Source organism: Exiguobacterium sp. Leaf187 (genome assembly GCF_001423925.1).
Lineage (GTDB): Bacteria > Bacillota > Bacilli > Exiguobacteriales > Exiguobacteriaceae > Exiguobacterium_A > Exiguobacterium_A indicum.
This window is the reverse complement of sequence record NZ_LMPR01000009.1, coordinates 470,090-489,054: the sequence shown is the minus strand read 5'-3', so window position 1 is coordinate 489,054 and position 18,965 is coordinate 470,090. Positions and strand designations below refer to the sequence as shown.

Annotated in this window: 22 protein-coding genes; 7 read left to right on the top strand and 15 right to left on the bottom strand. The window is 46.5% G+C overall.

What is annotated here, in order from left to right:
* Window positions 1–53 precede the first annotated feature (53 nt).
* From ASF99_RS06640 to ASF99_RS06620, 5 genes are all read right to left on the bottom strand, one after another.
* Window positions 54–782, bottom strand: a complete 729-nt coding sequence (locus tag ASF99_RS06640; RefSeq protein WP_023468234.1) for a GntR family transcriptional regulator — start codon at window positions 780–782, stop codon at window positions 54–56.
* 82 nt (window positions 783–864) lie between these two features.
* Window positions 865–2,289: a glycoside hydrolase family 1 protein gene (locus ASF99_RS06635; RefSeq protein ID WP_369792083.1), complete on the bottom strand. Its 1,425-nt coding sequence runs from the start codon at window positions 2,287–2,289 to the stop codon at window positions 865–867.
* A gap of 41 nt (window positions 2,290–2,330) precedes the next feature.
* Window positions 2,331–3,668, bottom strand: a complete 1,338-nt coding sequence (celB, locus tag ASF99_RS06630) for a PTS cellobiose transporter subunit IIC (protein WP_023468232.1) — start codon at window positions 3,666–3,668, stop codon at window positions 2,331–2,333.
* A gap of 15 nt (window positions 3,669–3,683) precedes the next feature.
* On the bottom strand, window positions 3,684–4,013 hold the full coding sequence (locus ASF99_RS06625) for a PTS lactose/cellobiose transporter subunit IIA (protein ID WP_041255102.1): 330 nt from the start codon (window positions 4,011–4,013) through the stop codon (window positions 3,684–3,686).
* 5 nt (window positions 4,014–4,018) lie between these two features.
* Window positions 4,019–4,315, bottom strand: coding sequence for a PTS sugar transporter subunit IIB (locus tag ASF99_RS06620; RefSeq protein ID WP_023468230.1), 297 nt, complete (start codon window positions 4,313–4,315; stop codon window positions 4,019–4,021).
* Window positions 4,316–4,462: 147 nt separating this feature from the next.
* Here ASF99_RS06620 and ASF99_RS06615 point away from each other — a divergent pair, with 147 nt between their 5' ends.
* Window positions 4,463–6,265, top strand: a complete 1,803-nt coding sequence (locus tag ASF99_RS06615) for a type I phosphomannose isomerase catalytic subunit (RefSeq protein ID WP_055967968.1) — start codon at window positions 4,463–4,465, stop codon at window positions 6,263–6,265.
* A gap of 790 nt (window positions 6,266–7,055) precedes the next feature.
* Here the strand turns inward: ASF99_RS06615 and ASF99_RS06605 are convergent.
* The 3 genes from ASF99_RS06605 to ASF99_RS06595 all read right to left on the bottom strand — a co-directional run bounded on the left by ASF99_RS06605 (window position 7,056) and on the right by ASF99_RS06595 (window position 8,588).
* The gene (locus ASF99_RS06605; protein ID WP_156357192.1) at window positions 7,056–7,667 is read right to left on the bottom strand and encodes a hypothetical protein; all 612 of its coding nucleotides are present in this window, start codon (window positions 7,665–7,667) and stop codon (window positions 7,056–7,058) included.
* 337 nt (window positions 7,668–8,004) lie between these two features.
* On the bottom strand, window positions 8,005–8,289 hold the full coding sequence (locus ASF99_RS06600) for a hypothetical protein (protein WP_055967960.1): 285 nt from the start codon (window positions 8,287–8,289) through the stop codon (window positions 8,005–8,007).
* On the bottom strand, window positions 8,286–8,588 hold the full coding sequence (locus tag ASF99_RS06595) for a DUF2089 family protein (protein ID WP_055967957.1): 303 nt from the start codon (window positions 8,586–8,588) through the stop codon (window positions 8,286–8,288). The genes ASF99_RS06600 and ASF99_RS06595 overlap by 4 nt, the downstream gene beginning before the upstream one ends.
* Before the next feature lie 187 nt (window positions 8,589–8,775).
* Here ASF99_RS06595 and ASF99_RS06590 point away from each other — a divergent pair, with 187 nt between their 5' ends.
* The 3 genes from ASF99_RS06590 to ASF99_RS06580 are packed head-to-tail and all read left to right on the top strand — an operon-like array spanning window position 8,776 to window position 10,832.
* Window positions 8,776–9,189, top strand: a complete 414-nt coding sequence (locus ASF99_RS06590) for a DUF4064 domain-containing protein (protein ID WP_162236801.1) — start codon at window positions 8,776–8,778, stop codon at window positions 9,187–9,189.
* A 24-nt stretch (window positions 9,190–9,213) separates the two neighbouring features.
* Complete coding sequence (locus tag ASF99_RS06585; protein WP_055967951.1) at window positions 9,214–9,903, top strand: ABC transporter permease; 690 nt, start codon at window positions 9,214–9,216, stop codon at window positions 9,901–9,903.
* On the top strand, window positions 9,900–10,832 hold the full coding sequence (locus ASF99_RS06580; protein ID WP_326937798.1) for an ABC transporter ATP-binding protein: 933 nt from the start codon (window positions 9,900–9,902) through the stop codon (window positions 10,830–10,832). Before ASF99_RS06585 ends, ASF99_RS06580 begins: the two co-directional genes overlap by 4 nt.
* A gap of 105 nt (window positions 10,833–10,937) precedes the next feature.
* Here the strand turns inward: ASF99_RS06580 and ASF99_RS06575 are convergent, their stop codons facing one another.
* Genes ASF99_RS06575 through ASF99_RS06565 form a run of 3 tightly spaced genes read right to left on the bottom strand, consistent with a single transcriptional unit; the run spans window position 10,938 to window position 13,866 of the window.
* A complete protein-coding gene (locus ASF99_RS06575; RefSeq protein ID WP_156357214.1) occupies window positions 10,938–11,897 on the bottom strand; it encodes an iron chelate uptake ABC transporter family permease subunit in 960 nt (319 codons plus the stop codon).
* A 5-nt stretch (window positions 11,898–11,902) separates the two neighbouring features.
* Window positions 11,903–12,886, bottom strand: coding sequence for a FecCD family ABC transporter permease (locus ASF99_RS06570; protein WP_055967942.1), 984 nt, complete (start codon window positions 12,884–12,886; stop codon window positions 11,903–11,905).
* Between the two features lie 59 nt (window positions 12,887–12,945).
* On the bottom strand, window positions 12,946–13,866 hold the full coding sequence (locus tag ASF99_RS06565; RefSeq protein ID WP_055967938.1) for an ABC transporter substrate-binding protein: 921 nt from the start codon (window positions 13,864–13,866) through the stop codon (window positions 12,946–12,948).
* A gap of 183 nt (window positions 13,867–14,049) precedes the next feature.
* On the opposite strand from ASF99_RS06565, the gene ASF99_RS06560 reads away from it, so the two are divergent.
* Complete coding sequence (locus ASF99_RS06560; protein WP_055967935.1) at window positions 14,050–14,796, top strand: arylamine N-acetyltransferase family protein; 747 nt, start codon at window positions 14,050–14,052, stop codon at window positions 14,794–14,796.
* 3 nt (window positions 14,797–14,799) lie between these two features.
* Window positions 14,800–15,270 carry an NUDIX hydrolase gene (locus tag ASF99_RS06555; protein WP_055967933.1) on the top strand — a complete coding sequence of 157 codons (471 nt, stop codon included), beginning with the start codon at window positions 14,800–14,802 and terminating at the stop codon, window positions 15,268–15,270.
* A gap of 44 nt (window positions 15,271–15,314) precedes the next feature.
* Here ASF99_RS06555 and ASF99_RS06550 read toward each other — a convergent pair whose 3' ends face one another.
* The 4 genes from ASF99_RS06550 to ASF99_RS06535 form a co-directional block, all read right to left on the bottom strand.
* Window positions 15,315–16,016, bottom strand: coding sequence for a DUF554 domain-containing protein (locus ASF99_RS06550; RefSeq protein WP_047395308.1), 702 nt, complete (start codon window positions 16,014–16,016; stop codon window positions 15,315–15,317).
* A gap of 16 nt (window positions 16,017–16,032) precedes the next feature.
* Window positions 16,033–16,965, bottom strand: a complete 933-nt coding sequence (locus ASF99_RS06545; protein WP_055967929.1) for a DMT family transporter — start codon at window positions 16,963–16,965, stop codon at window positions 16,033–16,035.
* Window positions 16,965–17,630, bottom strand: a complete 666-nt coding sequence (locus ASF99_RS06540) for a GntR family transcriptional regulator (RefSeq protein ID WP_035397508.1) — start codon at window positions 17,628–17,630, stop codon at window positions 16,965–16,967. Before ASF99_RS06540 ends, ASF99_RS06545 begins: the two co-directional genes overlap by 1 nt.
* 81 nt (window positions 17,631–17,711) lie before the next feature.
* Window positions 17,712–18,482, bottom strand: coding sequence for a CPBP family intramembrane glutamic endopeptidase (locus ASF99_RS06535; protein WP_055967927.1), 771 nt, complete (start codon window positions 18,480–18,482; stop codon window positions 17,712–17,714).
* 159 nt (window positions 18,483–18,641) lie between these two features.
* Here ASF99_RS06535 and ASF99_RS06530 point away from each other — a divergent pair, with 159 nt between their 5' ends.
* Complete coding sequence (locus tag ASF99_RS06530; RefSeq protein ID WP_055967923.1) at window positions 18,642–18,965, top strand: PadR family transcriptional regulator; 324 nt, start codon at window positions 18,642–18,644, stop codon at window positions 18,963–18,965.

Below are 18,965 nucleotides of genomic sequence, written 5' to 3'. Positions count from 1 at the left end.
TGAATGATTGACATGATCACGTATCGCTTTAATCTCAAACAGATTAAATCTTATCATCTGCCGATATGGACAGACGTAAAGACGAACTTATCATAACGATGGCGTGAAAACGAATACTCGAACGGTTTTCCGTTACCAAGGAATACGACTTGCTCTACTTCGATGACAGGATCGGTCTCCTCGTTCCCGAGATATTCATGATCCCATTGATTCGGCTTGTCTGCCCGAATCATCTTATGCGAGCTCGTGATCGTATAACCGAGTTCTTCTTGGATATACCGGTAAATCGAACTATCAAGAACTTCTCGCGTTACTCCGGTAATTAATGAAGACGGCATAAACGTGTGTTCGATCACGTATGGTTCGTCGTCAACATATCGAACACGCCGTATCTCATAAACGGGATCGGTCTTCTCGATCATCAGATGGCGTGCGACCTCGGCTTCCGGAAAACGAACCTCGAACTGAAGAACTTCACTTCTGACAGCCCGCTCTCCGAGCAGCTTTGTCAACCCTTGTGACTCTTTGTTTAATACATTGATTCTTCCTTGGGAAAAGCTTGACGGTAAAATGAACGTCCCTTGTCCTCGTTGTCGATAGATGATCCCCTCGAGTACGAGGATTTCTAGAGCACGTTTCATGGTCATCCGGCTGACCTCAAACTCTTCTGCTAGTTGAATCTCGTCTGGCATCGCTTCTTCCACATTGTATCCGCCATGAAGAATCCGTTCTCGTAATTCATCTGCAATTTTTTCATACTTTGGTTTCTTTTTATTAGACATGACAACACCCCATGTATAGACATATACATATAATATAACAAAAAATAAGGATCAGGGCTAGATATACCCCGATCCTTTCTTCTTATCCTTCGAATCCATTTTCTTCGATGAGATGCTTGAACCAGTAACCACTCTTTTTTACTGTACGCGTTTGATTCGTCAAATCGACACCGACGAAACCATATCGGTTCTTATAGGCATTACTCCACGACCAATTGTCCATGAACGTCCAAAGGTGATATCCTTTGACGTTCGATCCTTCCTCTAATGCATGATGCACCCATTTCAAATGTTCCGCGATGAAGTCAATCCGGTAATCATCCTGGATACTACCGTCCGTGTCTCGGTAGCGTTCTTCTCCTTCCACTCCCATCCCGTTTTCTGAAATGAAGCACTCGATGTTTCCATAATTCTCACGTAAGTTCGTCAGGATGTCATACACACCCTTTTCGTAAATTTCCCAACCACGATGTCGATTCATCTTGCGTCCCGGCATTTCATAATAATCGAAAAGATGCTCTGGCATGAACGGTGCTTTCGGATTCGGAAGATGTTCTTTTACTTTGATACGTCTCGGCTGATAGTAGTTGATGCCGAGGATATCAACGGTGTACGTCTCGATTTTTTTTCGGTCCGTTTCACCCATCGCCGGGAGGGCATCCTGCTCTTTTAACAGTTCGATTAATTCAGCAGGGAAAGTACCTAAAACGGACGGATCGAGGAAAGAACGATTGAACAAGATGTCCGCTAGATACGCTGCTTGTCGATCCGCTTCATTTTGACTTCTCGGATAAGAGGGAGTCAGGTTGAGAATAATTCCGATTTTTCCTGTTTGTCGTGTATCTCTGTATGCTTCGATTGCAAGGGCACTTGATAGAATCGAATGATAGGCGACCTGGACCGCTCGTTTAAAATCTACGACGTTCGGATAATGAAAATCGTACAAGTATCCCCCCTCGACCGGGACGATTGGTTCGTTATGGGTGAACCATTTGCCGACACGGTCACCGAACAGTTCAAAGCAGGTTTTGGCATACGCAACATAATGCATCACGACTTCCCTGCTCTCCCATCCTCCCTTTTCTTGTAAGGCAAGCGGCATATCAAAATGATATAAATTAACGAACGGTTCGATCCCAGCTTCAATCAACGCGTCAATGACACGATTGTAGAAATCGACCGCTTCCGGATTGATGGTTCCTTCTCCCGTTGGAAATAGACGCGACCAAGAAATCGATAGTCGAAACGAATTGTGCCCGAGCTCTTTCATCAAGGCAATGTCTTGTTTGTATTGATAGTAAAAGTCAGATGCTACTGAAGCACTGACACCATCAAAGAAGCGGTTCGGTTCGACCTCGTACCAGTGATCCCAAATGTTCGGACCTTTTCCACCTTCATAGGCGGCTCCTTCCGTTTGTGTCGCAGAGGCAGCTGTCCCCCACCAGAAATCCGTCGGAAAATCATACTTTTTAATCGTAGTCGTCTTGTTCTCTATCTGATTCATCATTAGCACATCCTATCTCTCATTTTTCACTCATCCGGTATACTTTATCCGATCTGTTGATTTTTCTCTTGAGTAGTATTCGCTTCTTCCCGTTCTTTCTTCAAATTCAAACGGTCAATGAAGACGAGGAACGGGAACCAGACTGCCATGATGATTGCAAAGTTGACTAATTGTAGCAATCCACCAGCTAACGAATTGGTTGCCATCATTCCACTGATGAACATCGGGACAGTCCACGGTACCGCAACACCGGTCGGAGGTGGGACGATCCCCGTTGACATCGCGAAGTACGTCACGGTCACCGTAATCAGCGGTGCGACGATCCATGGAATCATGATCAATGGGTTCATGACGATAGGAAGTCCAAAGATCATGGGTTCATTAACGTTGAAAATACCAGGTCCAATTGACAGTTTTCCGATTTGTTTCATTTGTTTCGATCGCATGAATAACAAGATGGCAACAACGACAGCGAGTGTTGAACCGGAACCCCCGATCCCAACCGTATAGATCTCGATGAATTGTTTACTGATGATGTTCGGGATTTCTCCGTTCGACGTGTACGCATTCAAGTTTTCAAGAGAGAGTGTGTTCCAAATCGGGTCCATGACCGAGTTGACGATGACTTGTCCGTGCAGTCCAAAAAACCAGAATAGTTGCACGAAGAAGATGGCGATTAACGTCGGGAAGAGTCCGTTCCCTAGATTAACAAGTGGTTTTTGAACAAGATTGAAAATGAGATCGTGTAAGTTCGTATCTAACAGTGAAGTGACGGCAATGTTAATGCCAAGGAATACGGTGAGCGTAAGTAATGCCGGGACGAGTGCTGAGAATGATTTGGCGACAGCTGTCGGCACACCGGCAGGCATTTTGATCGTCCAGTTTTTTTGAACGATGAAGCGATAGATCTCTCCTGCTATGAATCCCGTGATCATGGCTAGGAACATGCCTTTTGCGCCGAGACGGTCGAGTGGAATGACATTGCCGACTGGATCGGCGACATTTTCGACTGAAACAAAGAAAGGAGTAAGTAATAAAAACGAAACAAGTGCGATGACGCCACCGAAAACAGCTTCGACCTCATAACTTTTAGACAGATAATAACCGATACCGAATACGACGAACAATGACATGATGCCCATTGTGGCGGATGGAGCGTTTCCAAGTGATGTCTTAAAGGCATCTAGTACACCCGGAGACATGAACTTATCAAGGAACGGTAAATTCGCGACGACGACAATTAAGGAACCAAACATCGTAATCGGAAAAGCAAGCATGAATGCATCACGTAATGTCTGCAAATATCGACTATTGTTTAAAAATGCCGCCATCGGCATCAAAAAACGACTTAGCAAATCAAACCACTTACTATTCTCAGTCATCTTAAACACTCCTTATCATTTTTGGGAAAACTTATGTTCCATGAGTTCGATGAGTCCGGTCGTTAAATCAAGCATCGTCTGCGTCGACATCAGGTGATCTTCTGCATGTAATAACAATAAGGAGAGCGTCGTTGGCTCACCGTTTGCTTCCTTTTGGACCTGACTAAAGTGAACTTGATGCGCTTCTTGTAATTGCGATCTTGCATTTGATAATAATTGGTCGAAGTCTTCAAACGTGCCATCTTTATACACTTCGATCGCTTCACGAATCGTACTTCTCGCATTTCCACTGTGTAAGATCATCGTGAAAGCAATTTGCTCCATCGTCTGTTCATTCGTCTGCATATCGATCACCCCATCAACTTCACAGCTTGTTCGTAAGCTGCTTTTCCGTCTGCCATTCCATACGCCATCATATCGATGACTTCGACCGGTTTGTCTGTCGCTTGCTGAAATTTTGATAATAGAAATCGCATTTGTGGTCCAATCAAGATGACATCTGCACCAGACATCTCCTTCATCGCCTGATCTTGTCCGACTGCCCAAATTTTAGCTTCTTCTCCGAGTCCCTTCGCATGTTCTTGCATCTTCGACACCAAAATGCTCGTCGACATTCCTGAACTACACGCCAACATGATTTTTCTCATCTACAATTCCCTCCTCATTTGTAATCGCTTACACATTTGATTATACGGATTAATTCATTCATGTCTATACTTGATAATTAATTTGTTTATTTTTATTTTATAAAAGTGTAGAGTTGTTATTGAAAATAAGATGAAGGAGGAATTTGTATGACAAAACCGATTTATCTTACTCCCCTTTCAAAAGAACGAATTTGGGGCGGACAGAAGCTTCAAGAGTATGGATTTTCGATACCTAAAGAACAACGGACGGGAGAAGTCTGGACAGTAGCAAGTCATCCAAACGGCATGTCACGCGTCCAGACTGGACCAATGACGGGACTCACCTTAGAAAAACTATGGTCAAATCACCCTGAAATTTTTGGTATGGAGACCGACTCTGATTTTCCACTATTGGTAAAATGGATCGATGCCTCGGAGGATTTATCCGTTCAAGTCCATCCAAACGACAAGGATGCCAATCGTTTTGAAAAGCAGCCATTTGGTAAAAATGAATGCTGGTACATCTTAGATTGTCCAGAAGACGCCGTCCTTATCTATGGTCATTCGTTAACCTCCTTAAACAACTTTGATGAGACCATTCATCAGGGTACTTTATTGCAGTCTCTTCAGCATGTGCCAATCGCTAAAGGTGATTTTATCTATGTACCTGCTGGCACAGTGCACGCGTTAACAAAAGGATGTGTCGTCCTTGAAATTCAACAAAATTCAGATACGACCTATCGACTATTTGATTACGACCGGTCTGATCCGGTGACGGGAAAGGTACGCCCGCTTCATCTTGAACAAGCCCGTCGTATCATTCGTTTTCCTCATTTCCAGTACACGGAACCTGCCGTCATGCTCACTCCTTTTCGTAAAAGATTGACACAAACACCCGACTTCTTTGTCGAAGAGTGGTCGATCAGGCAGACACATATCTTAGAGGTAAGCCGTCTGTTTCGCGTCATCACGGTCATCGAAGGTACGATTGAATTGGACCACGTCCTCCTGTCTGTCGGAGCGACTGCGATTCTTCCGGCAAATAGCACCTTTCTCATCAAAGGAAACGGTCTCGTCTTGATCACTGGTCCTTCTCTTAAAATGACAACGCCTCATCGAATCGGTATCGACCTCGGTGGAACGCAAACACGTGTCGCTGTGATCGATCAACATAAAATCGTTAAACAATTGTCGTTTCCGACCAATCCTAAAGCAGGTCCATCCCAGACGCTTTCAAATATCGAGTACGCCATTCAAGTTTTTTCAGAGGAATTTCACCTGTCGAATATCGGAATTGCCGCGCCTGGTCCACTCGATACGAAGACTGGACTTCTGTTATCTCCACCAAATTTACCAGGATGGGATGAAGTCGACTTGGTTACCCCACTTTCCTCCGCATTCGACTTACCCGTCTTTCTCGAGAACGATGCCAATGCCGCGGCTCTCGGTGAAGCGTTATACGGCGCGGGACGTCACTCATCATCTGTCTACTATGTGACCGTCAGTACAGGAATCGGTGGAGGTTATGTCTATATGAAACAACTAATCCGTGGAGCAAATGGATACGCTGGTGAGATTGGCAATACGATTATCGACTCATCGGGTCCACTGCATCCTGTGTTGAACAAAGGTTCTCTCGAAGGATATGCCAGTGGTACAGCACTACAGTCACGAGCTAACGAACGACACGCCTCGTCCATCGAGCGATTACTCGCTCATCCGCAAGAGAGGGATCGTTTTACTAATCATTTAGCAACTGGACTTGCAAACATCATTCACACGATTGATCCGGAAGTCATCGTCGTTGGAGGAGGTGTTACGGGATCTGCTGATTTATACTGGGAAGCGTTACAGGAACGTGTTCGCGAACTCGTATATCCTTCCCTTCGTTCAAAGGTCGATATCCGTCTTGCCGAATTGAAAGGACAGGCAGGCGTCATCGGAGCTGCTGCTCTAGATGGAGTAGAGTAAGCACCACATCACTTACCTTATTTAATCAAAGCAAAGAGGGTGATCCATTCCGTTATTGAAATGGATCACCCTCTTTGTATACATCCTATCTATTTGAATATAGCTATTTTTTAGAGCAGCGAATTGCTAAAAATGACTTCAGCTCGTTCTCAATCCGTTTTGGGTTTAAGGAAGAACAGAAAAATGTTAAATACTAAAAAAAGACCAAGCAGTACCCACAAGACAGAATAAAATGCTGTATTCGGGACGAACAAATAATTTATCAATAACACGATTAAAAAGAGAATATATCCAACAAAATATACTTTTTTCTTACGCGAATCCATCGTCTCATCTCCTTTATACATATGAGTGTTCTGTCGATTACTTCGTATTTTTTATAATCACTACAGTTAAAACAAGGGACGGGATGAAACAAATCAGTAGATCCGAGAGTGAGATCGAGAGTGAAGTAGGATGAATCAGCATCTCTATCCCTTTAAAAATGGCACCGAGTACAACAAGTAAAGATAGGAGAACCGGAACGAAAATACGCATCCATCTCGGAATACTCAGCCATATCCGTAAGATCTTTTGTGTTTTATCATCCATGTCATTCACCTCTTTTACAATTTTACATAAATTAGTATATCATACGTATGATTTTTGTGAAAAAATGTCGAAGTCACGTGTCGATTGAATCTTCTCCTCCACGTACAAAAGCAGTAAAAAGACACTTACACATCATGTAAGCTTCTTTTTTACTGCTTTATAGGATACAGATCAATGTCTCTTCCCCTACTACTTTAAACTAATTGATCACACCTTCTGCACTACAATAAAACTCCAGAGGAATGTTGTGTGTGGATGAAATACCATGTTGAATGAATTCTCCACCGACCGTCACATCGTATGTTCTTCCGCCATCCATCAAAGTAGCGGTATAGCCAAGCTGTCTCCATGTCCCCTTACTCGATGAAGCGGTTGACGTCATAGACGTGATGGTTTTAAAGACTTGCCTTTCTGCCTCCTCACGAAGTGCGGTATCAAATGTACCAGTGATCGAAATGGCAAATGTTGTCCCCTTCGCATGAATCGTTTTTGATTTAGATGTGGATTCTTTCTTTGAGAAATCGAACGTCGATGCGAACTTTACTTTGACTCGATCTTCCGCTATCTTTCGAAAACGGTTCGGCGCCACCCAATCCTTTTCCTTAAAGGATTTTTGATCGACGAGTTCTAAATCTGTATCTGGATGATGCGAATTAATAGTACGAAGAATAACCGCATACTGCTGATAATATTGGTTTTTTTGTTGTGGAGTCAGTGCCTTTTGTTTTCCCTCTGCAAATGCCTCGTACATAAAGGAGCTGGTTAAGGTAACACTCAATGCTGTTAAGAACGTCATCGTTTTACGCTTCATTTTTTCCACTCACTTTTTTTTAGATTATGTAGTATATTCTCAAATTATCACGTTATTTGTTCTTTTCCTATACTTTCACCGTCTGTTTTTCTATTCTTACTCACACTTCAATTTTATATTTATTTTCGAATTGAAATTTATGAATTCAGCGTGATGTGACTTAGACCATTATTTATTCACAGATTCTGTGATGAGGAAGTTAAAGTCATTTGCTCCTTTTGCCAATCATTCCTTTATATTGATGTACGAAATGAACTGCAGTACCTTTCTCTTCTGGTCATTAAAAAAACGACCTCTTTTGAGATCGTCTTCCTTTAGAAAATATGCACGCTTTCCATCATAGTGTATCGTGGACGCGCATCCGTTCTAGTTCTTTTTCTTGCTTCTTTTTAAAAGATTTCCGCCCATTCGACCATTCAACTGAAAGTACAATCCAACCGAATCCTAAAATTAATACATAAGCTAGAAAACTATTGTACCCACCATTGAGGTATCGCCACGTCATGACGATTGTCAATAAAATTGGCATAATGACGCCAAGATACGGATTATTTCGACTCGATAATAGTTGCTGTAATCCTAATCCAACGGTGATGAATAAAGCAGAAATGATAAAGTTCATTCGTTGTTACCCCTCTCAAGTCGATATTTTTCGATGATTTTTTTGGCATCCTCAATCGTAATGCGATCTTCAATGGCCATTTGTTTAATGTATGCGATGAACGGTTCATTCTCGATTTTCTCATTCACTTCGATTTTCTGAATGATCCGATCGACGCGAATCCGAACTGTGGGATAGGAGACATCATAATGTTTCGCCAGTTCCTTCAAAGAACCCGAGCTTACGATGAATTTTTTAACGAATTCCATCTCTTCCAATTCTAGAGATAAAACCCAATCTGGAACATCATCTTTTTTCATTTCCCATTTCCCTCCCATGTCACTACAATAGCATTCATTTAAATAAAGTTAAAGTATTTTTGATATTAATTAAACATTTAACCAATAAACAATTAAAATATATTCATTATTTCGCTTGTCATAGTGATTCAAGTCATGGTAGTTTAGGTTTGTCAAATCGGAAAAATAAGGAAAAGGAGTGTTTTACTTGAAAAGAACAACGGAATACATATTTGCTGTCATCGGTATATTCTTGTTTGGATCATTATGTTTAGGTGGGTTTCTATTGTCTGGATCGATTGCGGATCACGCTGGCATGAGGGAGTTGGTCGATCAATTCATTCAAGATGAGAACATTACGGATGTCACGTCTACCCAAATCCTCACATCCTTCCAACAATTCTTCTTATACCTTGGTGCCGTCTCTCTCTTATGTACGATAGGCGGAATCGTCTCGATCGTCCGGATTCGCAAAAACGGTTCAGCAGGAAAGATGTTGATCATTACTGCAATTCTTGGTGGGATCTTCACATTACTTGCCGGTGTCTTTGGTTCAATCGCTTATTTGATCGCCGGTATCACTAACGTCACGAAGAATAAAAAGATAGCACGGCAATACTAAACTCAAACAGAAAGGTGTGTCGATATGTTCGCGATTACACTTCGAGAATTTAAATCGCTTTTCCAAAGTATTCGAGCCATCCTGATCATCGTCGTCTTGTTCGGTGTGACGATTGGTTCAGCTAAGCTTGTCAGCCAGTTCAAAGAACAACTCAGTGATCTCGGTCTAGGTGACAACGCCTATATCATCGGTTTGATGCTGCTTTTGTTCTTAGCTGCTCCTTTATTCGTGACGAGTATTTCTCATAGTAGCGTCAACAAAGAGATTGAATCGAAGACGATTCGTTTTCTTGCGACGAAAACATCTCGTGAGAACATCATTTTTGGAAAGTTTTTAGGCAACGTCTCGTTTTGGGTCCTCTGTCTGACAGTTGCCCTCTTGTTGATCGTCCCGTTTTCAAAATCGTTCTCGATCGTCGATTTGATCCAAAGCATCATCTTCGTCTCTTACTTCATCGGTCTGTCGCTGTTTCTTTCGACAGTCGTCAACAGCTCTGCAATGACGATGTTCGTCGGCATCTTCATCTCGATCGCGCTTCCGGTCATCGGGATGTGGAGTCTTATTTCGAAGAATGTCATCGTTGATACGTTGTCTTACTTGACGCCCTATTATTACTATACGCAAGAAAACACTGCATACACGTATCTTGTCTTGATCCATATCGCCGTCTTCGTCATCGCGAGCTTGATGATCTTTAAAAGGAGAGATTTATGATGCTAGCCCTTCGCGCAACCAATCTAACGAAACAGTACGGCAATAAGACCGTCGTCAACCAGTTGAATCTCGAAATCAAACAAGGGGTCATCTTCGGCTTCCTTGGTCAAAATGGCGCCGGTAAATCAACATTCATCAACATGATCACAGGTCTTGTCCGTCCGACATCCGGAACGTTCGAGTTACTCGGAGCGCCGAACGATTCTTTGAAGGACGTCCGGACCCGAATCGGCGTCCTGCCGGATTACTCGACCTTTTACGAAAACTTCACGGCGCTCGATCACTTGAAGTATTTCAGTAAAGTCCTCGGTCTGAAGACGACGACGGACGAATTAAAACAACTCCTCCGTGATGTCCAACTCGAAGACGCCATCGATGTGAAAACGAAAAACTACTCGTTCGGGATGAAAAAAAAGCTCGGGATCGCCCAAGCCCTGATTAATCGACCGGAAATCCTATTTTTAGATGAACCGACGTCTGGCGTTGATGCCAACTCGATTCTCGGGATTCATACATTGATCCGCAAGATTGCAGCAGACGGAACGACGATTTTCTTAACGTCTCATAACTTAGACGAGGTCGAAAAACTGTGTACGGAGATTGCGATCATGCAGGACGGAACGATTCAGACGCAAGGCACGATGGAGGAGTTACGGGAACAACATGAGAAGAACATCACCGTTCACGTAAAACATGCGTTGCTCGACAATGATACACGACAACATCTGCAGACCAAGTTGTCGACACTTGCGAAAGACGTCAACGTCTCCTCTACTCACTCGACGTTCATCGTCCAAAGTGAACACGATATTGCTAATATCAATAGCTACCTCGTCTCGCAACACGTTAACGTGTATCGACTCGAAGTCGAGGAAGCGTCGTTGGAAGAGATCTTCTTGAATTTAGGTTCAGAAATTCGCTCGGCATAAAGTGAATAACTTGCCTCATGATGAATCAAACAAAAACTTCTATACAACATCCCCCCCATTCCACTTATGAAATGAGGGGGATTATTTTTATTTTCTGCTATCTGTTCATGAAGCCCGCTCTCTTCGTAAGAGATACAGGAAGTACGGTACACCGATGATCGCTGTGATCAATCCGGCTGGTATTTCAAGCGGCGGATGAATCCCGCGACCGAGCGCATCAGCGACGACGAGTAACCCTCCACCGAGCAACAGCGCCATCGGTAAGACGACGAGGTGTTTATGTCCGACGAGACGCCGTGCCATATGTGGAGCAATCAGACCGATGAAACCGATTGCACCGACCGTCGCGACGGCAACACCGGCTAGGACGACAGCGAGCGCCAAGAAGACGTGCCGCGTCCGCTGAATCGGTAACCCGAGACCAATGCTGACTTCCTCACTAAGTGATAAGACATCGAGTTGACGATGGCGATAGAAGAGGATCGCACCGATCACGACGAGCACCGGCGCTAAGATCAACACTTCCTGCCACCCTTTCCCGAACAGACTTCCAGCAAGCCAGACGAGTGAATCGTTCGTCTGGAGTGGAAATTTAATCAACAGGTATTCTGTTCCTGAAGCACAGATCGCACTAACGGCGATACCAAGTAACGCAAACGAACTGCGGGAGACGTTTCCATCCCGCTCTAGCATCATCAACGCTAACATGACGAGTGCTGCTCCGATAAAGGCCGCTATCGGTGTCAACAAGAGCGGACCGTCCGGCACGAGGGCAATCGTCAAAACGGCGAACAGAGACGCTCCGTTCGTCACTCCGATCACGTCCGGTGAGATCAATGGATTACGGATGACGCTTTGTAAGATGACTCCAGCAAGAGCGAAACTCGCACCTGCTAAAAAGGCAAGGACCGTTCGCGGCAAGCGGTAATTTTGGACGATGAAGGCATCCTTTCCACCGAAGAACGACTGCCAGAGTTCCGTTACCGACAACTGAATCGAACCGACCGACAGTAAGACGAAGCTTGTGACGAATACGATTACTGCGACAAGTAGAATCCGACGCATCTCTCTCATCGTAATCCCCCTTTCATCTGACGGCGTGCCAAGATAAGGAAGAAAGGTGCCCCGAGCAATGACGTCACGATGCCGACTGGTGATTCATACGGATAGGCAATGAAGCGCGCCAGGACATCGGCGTACGTCAACAACAGACCACCGATGACGGCAGAGACGGGTAAGACGATTCGGTAGTCCTCGCCAACGAGTCGACGTGTGATATGAGGCACCATCAGACCGATGAAGCCGATCGCTCCGGCGACGGCGACCGTCACGCCTGCGAGTAAGACGACACTGATGCCGGCAAGCAGAAGGATCCGCGTCACTTTTTGACCGAGTCCGACCGCGACGTCTTGCCCGAGTTGGAAGACGGCGAGCGACTTCGCAAGACTTGCCGCAAGAATCAAACCGGCGAGCGACCATGGGAGAACGATCCGGAGTTCGAGCCAGCTTGCGTCACTGAGCGAACCGGACAACCAATACAACACGTTCGTGATCCGGTCGTTGAACAAGATCAAGCCTTTCGTTAGCGACGTCAACAAGAGATGGATCGCCATCCCAACGAGGGCAAGTTTTAACGCCGTCATTCCGCGAATCGAAGCGAATGAAAAGACGAGCACGCCACCGAGTAAGGCACCAGCAAAAGCGAAGTAAAGCAAGTTCGCCGTCCCGAGTGACGGAAAGATGAGCAGGCTTAAGACGACGAGAAACGACGCACCGGCATTGACCCCAAAGACTTGTGGTGAAGCGAGCGGGTTCCGTGTCACGGCTTGCATGATCGCTCCAGCGACGGCAAGGTTTGCTCCGAGCAACAATCCGAGTAAGAGACGCGGCAAGCGCAGATTCGTCAGGACGAGTCCCGCTTTAGAGGTCGTGCCACTGATCCACTCCTGCACTAAGTGGACCGGATTCATCTGTGTGATACCAAAGAACAAGCTACTATAAACGGCCAAGCAACTAAGTAAGATAAGTACGAAAATCAGACGTTTCCGCTGCACCGGATCTTTCCCCTTTCATCAAGACGAAAAGCCAGATTGCTCCGGCTTTTTGTCGTTCGTTATTTCTGTTTGAGCAATTGAATTGCTTCGTCAACGATTTGTTCAGCAGCGTCCAGACCACGGTAACGTGTCCAGAGGTCACGATTGACTTCGTAGACTTCTCCGTTTTTGACCGCTGTGATCTGATTCCAGAGCGGATTATCCTTCCACTCTTTCAGTAACTTCGGATCGGCTTCCGCCATGAAGATGACGTCCGGATCCCACTTGACCATCTGCTCTAACGTGATCGTCACAGTCGGTTCCGATGTTTTCGTAACGGCATTTTCGATACCGATCTTCTCGAGCAACTCACCGTCAAACGACGTCTCACCGTGCGCTGTCAGTGAATCGGCGCGGAAGACACCGACCATGACTTTCCGGTCATCTTTTGGATCAACCTTCTTCTTCGCTGCCTGCAAGCGCTCTTCATGCAGGGCAAGGCGATCGTCCATCTGTTTCGTTTTGCCGACCGCTTCCGCAATCGTCTTGAACGAATCGATGTTCTCTTCATACGTCGCATTGCGACTCTTCAAGATGATCGTCGGTGCGATTTCTTGCAATTGCTTGTAAATTCCTTTATGACGGTTGAAGTCGCCGATAATCAAATCCGGTTGCAAGGAACTGATCACTTCAAGATTCGGTTGTTGGCGTGTACCGACTTCCGTGAACTCGATGTCTTTTCCGAGTAATCCAGAGACATCGGTCTTGTTTTCTTGTGCAATCCCGACCGGTGTGATGCCGAGTTCGTCTAACGCATCAACGAACGAGAATTCGAGCGCGACGACCTTCTTCGGCTTTTCCGGTACTTTCGTTTTTCCTGCTTCGTGCGTGATCGTCCGCGTTTTTTCGTTCGATTGCTCTGCTTGACCTGAACAAGCTGCAAGCATCAAACTGCTCAACACGAGGAGCGTCAACGCTGTCATCCAAGTTTTCCGTCTCATGGTGAGACCTCCTTTGATTCGTGATTCGACATTGAGAATCATTCTTAATTAATCCTGTCTCAGCATATCAAAGATTTCCATCGAACAAAAGGGAAATCCTTATTTTCAGATAATATAGACTGAAATCCACATTTTCTGAAGCAATATGGGATAATCAGGTAGTGAACAAAGGAGGGACTAAAGATGGATTGGATGAAAGACTTAGAACAGCGAATTGCGTTTCCGCTCGATGCAATCACGTTTGATCAATTACCTGACTTACTCGAAGCCTTCGCCTACCAGTTACCGTTCGAGAATACGACCGTCCTTGAGAGACGCATGCGTCCGTTTAGCGACGAGCGCTTCATCGAGACATTTCTGACAGAGCGACGCGGTGGTGTCTGTTACGACCTGAACGGACTGCTACACCGAGTCCTGCAAGAACTGAACTGTCCTGTTCGACTCGTTCAAGCGACTGTTTACGATACGAAGTCGGACGCCTGGTCAGCGACCGGACCGACCCATGTCGCGATCATTTGGAATGAAACACACCTGCTTGATACCGGCTTCGGCGTTAATTTACCGCTCGTTCCTGTTCCGTTGAGTGGGGAGACCGTTCATTCCGCTAGCGGCAGTTACCGGATCATCAATAATGACACACTTGAGATGAAGCGAACGGGACAAGCAGAGTTTGTGACTGGCTACCGGTTCGACCGCGAGACATCCATTACAACAGATGACTTATCGAAGATGGAACAGATCATCCAGCAGAGCGACGCTTCGCCGTTCAATAAAGGTCACCTCGTCGCGATGCGGACGCCGCGCGGACAAAAGACGTTGACTGAGCGGACGTTACGGATTGAAGAAACGACGACGACCGAGTTACCGGTCGCAGGTCCCGCCCAATTCGACATGCTGTACAATACACACTTTTTAGGACGGGAGTCGTAAATCATGGATCGTTATACGCTTTGTTTAATCCGCCACGTAGACCACTTTTTACTCGTCAATCGGCAAAAACGTCCAGCGATGGGCATGTGGAACGGTGTCGGTGGTAAGATCGAACCGGGCGAAACACCGGAAGCCGCCGTCATCCGCGAGACGTTCGAAGAGACGGGTATCATGCTCAATAAAGTGACATCAAAAGGCATCGTCCGCTTACACGGGGAAGAGACATCTGGTATGTACCTCTACCTAGCTGATATAGAAGAGCGTCCGTTTCCAACACCGGTCATGACAGTTGAAGGAATCCTCGATTGGAAATCACTCGACTGGATTCTAGACGACGATAACATTGGCATCATCAGCAACCTCCGGCACTACCTACCGATTGTTCTGTCGACCGAGCATCCATTACTGCATGACTTCCATTACGATGGACATACAATCACGGCATACGAGACACATGAATTGATCGAGTCATAACACAACATCCCCGCTCGTCCTTTCGGACAGGCGGGGATGTCTCGTTAGAATAGATGTAAGCCCGTCACGATGACAGCGACGATGACGATGCCCGGTAACAAGTTCGCGACACGGATTTTCGTGATTCCAGCGAGATTGAGACCGATTGCTGCAATCATCACTCCACCGGTCGCCGTCATCTCCAAGATGAATTCTTGCAGCGCGGCGTCAGGAATGAACTTCGTGATCGCAACGGCACTCAGTGCAATCGCCCCTTGATAGAGGAAGACGGGAATCGCTGAGAACATGACGCCGATCCCGAGCGTTGAACTGAGGACGAGCGCCGTGAAACCGTCAATCAACCCCTTCGTATAGAGGACGTCGTGATCCTGACGCAGTCCACCGTCGAGCGCACCGAGGACACCCATCGCTCCGATGACGAAAATCAACGTCGCGGTGACGAAGCCTTCCGCGATATTTGATGGACGACCGCGACTGATCTTACGTTCGAGCCACGCCCCCATCCGGTCGAGCTTCTCATCGAGGCGGAACCATTCCCCGATCGCACCTCCGAGAACGAGACTACCGATGACGATCAAAAAGTTCGTGCTCTTCATCCCCATCTGGATCCCGAGCACGACGACGGCTAGACCAATCGCTTGCAAGACCGTCTCCTTCATCCGTTCCGGAATCCGGTGGAACATCAATCCGAGCAACGTCCCGATGATGATCAGGACGGTATTGACGAGTGTACCTGTTAAAACCATCTGACAGCATACTTTCTCAATTGATTTTTCGTTTCGCAGGACGGACGACCGTCCGCTCCGCCTGATTCAAGCTATGCAACGTCATCCCGAGCATGACGAGGATGATCCCGAATGTCGCGAGTCCCGTCGGTAGTGCCGCATGGAGAAACAAAATCTCCCCGAGAACGGTGAAGACGATCTCAAACGACTGGGTCGCCTCGATCGCGGCTAACCGGACCGGTTCCGTCCGGACGAGTGACGTCGCGTAGAAGAAGAGCGATGTCGCGATGACGCCTGAGAATAAGGCGACGAAGCCGGACTGGGTCACTTGACTGACACTTGGTAATCCGACTTGTATGTAAGCAATCATGGAGAGCACGATCCAAAACGGTAGACTCGCGATCGTCAGCCCAAGGATCCGTTCAAACACGTCGAGCTCGTTTCCATACCGTTCCATCATCTTCCGGTTCCCGAGCGGATAGGCAATCGCAGCGACGAGCACCGGCAAGGCACCGAACAGTAAGGATTGTAGCGATAGACTTCCTGCGATGGATAACTGCATGACGACGACGCCAAGGACGATCAAGACGGAATACTTGAGAGCCGACCACGGAATCCGTTGCTTGAACAAGGGCGCAAGCAACGGTCCGGCTAGGATCGTCAATTGCCACGTTCCGGCAATCAGCCAGCCCGGCGCATGATCGGCAGCAAGACAGATGCTACCGTAAAACAGTCCGAAACCGATCGTTCCGTACAGTAACCAAAAACCGAAGTCGGCTCGCAGTGCCTGTAAGACGCGACCAATTCCCCGACGCATCAAGACGATGACGATAAAGAACGGCAACATCAAGAAGAAGCGAAGCGACGCACTGTAGATCCAGTGCCCCCCTGCTCCTTGCATCGATTGATTCAAGATGAAGGTGACGGCAAAGAACATCGCCGCTAGGATGCCATACATGATCGGTCGCATCAGCGCTCCTCCTTTAGGGTCGAGACGAGTAGACGTCCGAGTCCGTTCCAGTTGTGTTCCGTCGCTTGGACGAGCTGTTCGATATCCCGTTGTTGGCACGCGATCAAAATCGCCGCATGATCGGCAATCGATTGGCGTCCGAGTCGATCGAACTGGGCGTATTCAAGCCGGCGGATCAGCGGTGTTAATCGGCGAATCGTTTCTCGTAGCTGAGCGTTCTGACTGCGCAACACAAAGACATCGTGAAAGGCATCGTCTAACGTCAGTGCTGTCTCCGTCTCCTGTTGATCGATTGCCGTCGTGAACTGTTGATGGATCGTCTGAAGTTCCATCAAGTCGTCTTCCGTCAATTGCGGTCCGGCTAGACGCGCTGCCAGCCCGTGCAGCGTCGCGATGATTGGATAGGTTTGCTGTGCTTGTTCAGCATCAAGCTCCGTCACGATCGTCCGCGAGCCCCGTTTCGCAAAAATCAATCCCTCCTCCTCGAGTCGTTTCAAGGCTTCGCGGACCGGTGTCCGGCTGACTCCGAACATTTCCGCGAGCGCTTGATCGTTCACCTTCTCGCCTGGGGCGAGGCGTAAAGTGATGATGTGATGCTGTAAACGTCGATATACTTCCTCACTGAGAGGAAGTCGTGCAATGGCTAAATCATCTGTAGGTTTCATACGAGTAATATATTACATATTAATCATTGATACTAGCTTTATTCAAAAAAACTCCCCGTCAAACAACGAGGAGTCAACTATTCAAACGTTACGTGGATTCATCGGTCCATTCAGGTGACTGAGATCGTGCCGTTTCAACAAGATCAATTGAATGACAATCGCGACGAGTAGATAAGCTTGTGTCAAAAGAGGAGTGATGCCTAAATTGACGTTCACGACATCCGCTGCGATGCTCGCGAAATCCCATAACGCATGAAAAATGATCAATGGCCAAAGAGTATTCAGCTTGAGTGCGATGATCGCTAAGAACACACCAAAGACGAATGTATTCGCAAGTTGGAACAACATCGCTGCTGGGGGAATCAAGGCGATCAAATTAAGCAAGTGGAAAGATGAGAATAGGAGCGCACTGATGAGGACGGCACGATACGGATGTTCGTTCGGTCGAAGGTAACGTAAGATGATGCCTCGAAACAAGACTTCCTCATTGAAACCAACGAATAAGGTCGTCAGGAAGACGATTCCGACAAGTTGGAGTGCCGATGATGAAATCGAGGTCGTGAGCATCGCATTGACGATCAATCCGACTTGAACGATAACGATCAGCAGTAACGGAATGTACCAGATCAGACCCCGCGACTGCAGTTTCGAAAACCCGACGGCAGCAAACGTGGCATGTCGACGAATGTACCAGACGAGAAAAATCGCTGTAACGACTTCACCGAAGATCGCGATACGTAACAACTCCGGTTCACCATAACGAATGCCGAAACCAAACGCAGAGACAGCCATGACGATACCCATGATGATGAAGACGACGGTCGCCGAGACGACAGTATTCCGCTTATCCACGATCAATACCTCCCTTTTCTAAACAAGCGACGTATCTACTTTATGATTTGTTTACCTTTTTTTCAGGGAAATGAATCTTTTTCCTTCAGCTACCTTGTAATACAAAATAGCTTGGTATATCATTACCTTGTAATACCAAGTAGCGAAAGGATGATGTGGATGTCATCGACGCAAATGTTAAAGGGGATTCTCGACGGTTGTTTACTTGCACTGATCGCGGAAGAAGAGATTTATGGTTATGAACTGGCGACGAAACTGAAAGCATACGGTTTCTCTGACATCAGCGAAGGAACGATCTATCCATTGTTGATCCGGATGCAAAAACTGGGCTGGATCGAAGCGACTTCACGCGTCTCTCCGTCCGGTCCGAAACGGAAGTATTATTCGATCACGACGAGCGGTGCAGAAGAACTCACCGCATTCAAGGAAAGATGGCAACACCTTTCGAGAAGTGTTGAAAGTATTTTAAAGGAGGATGATTGA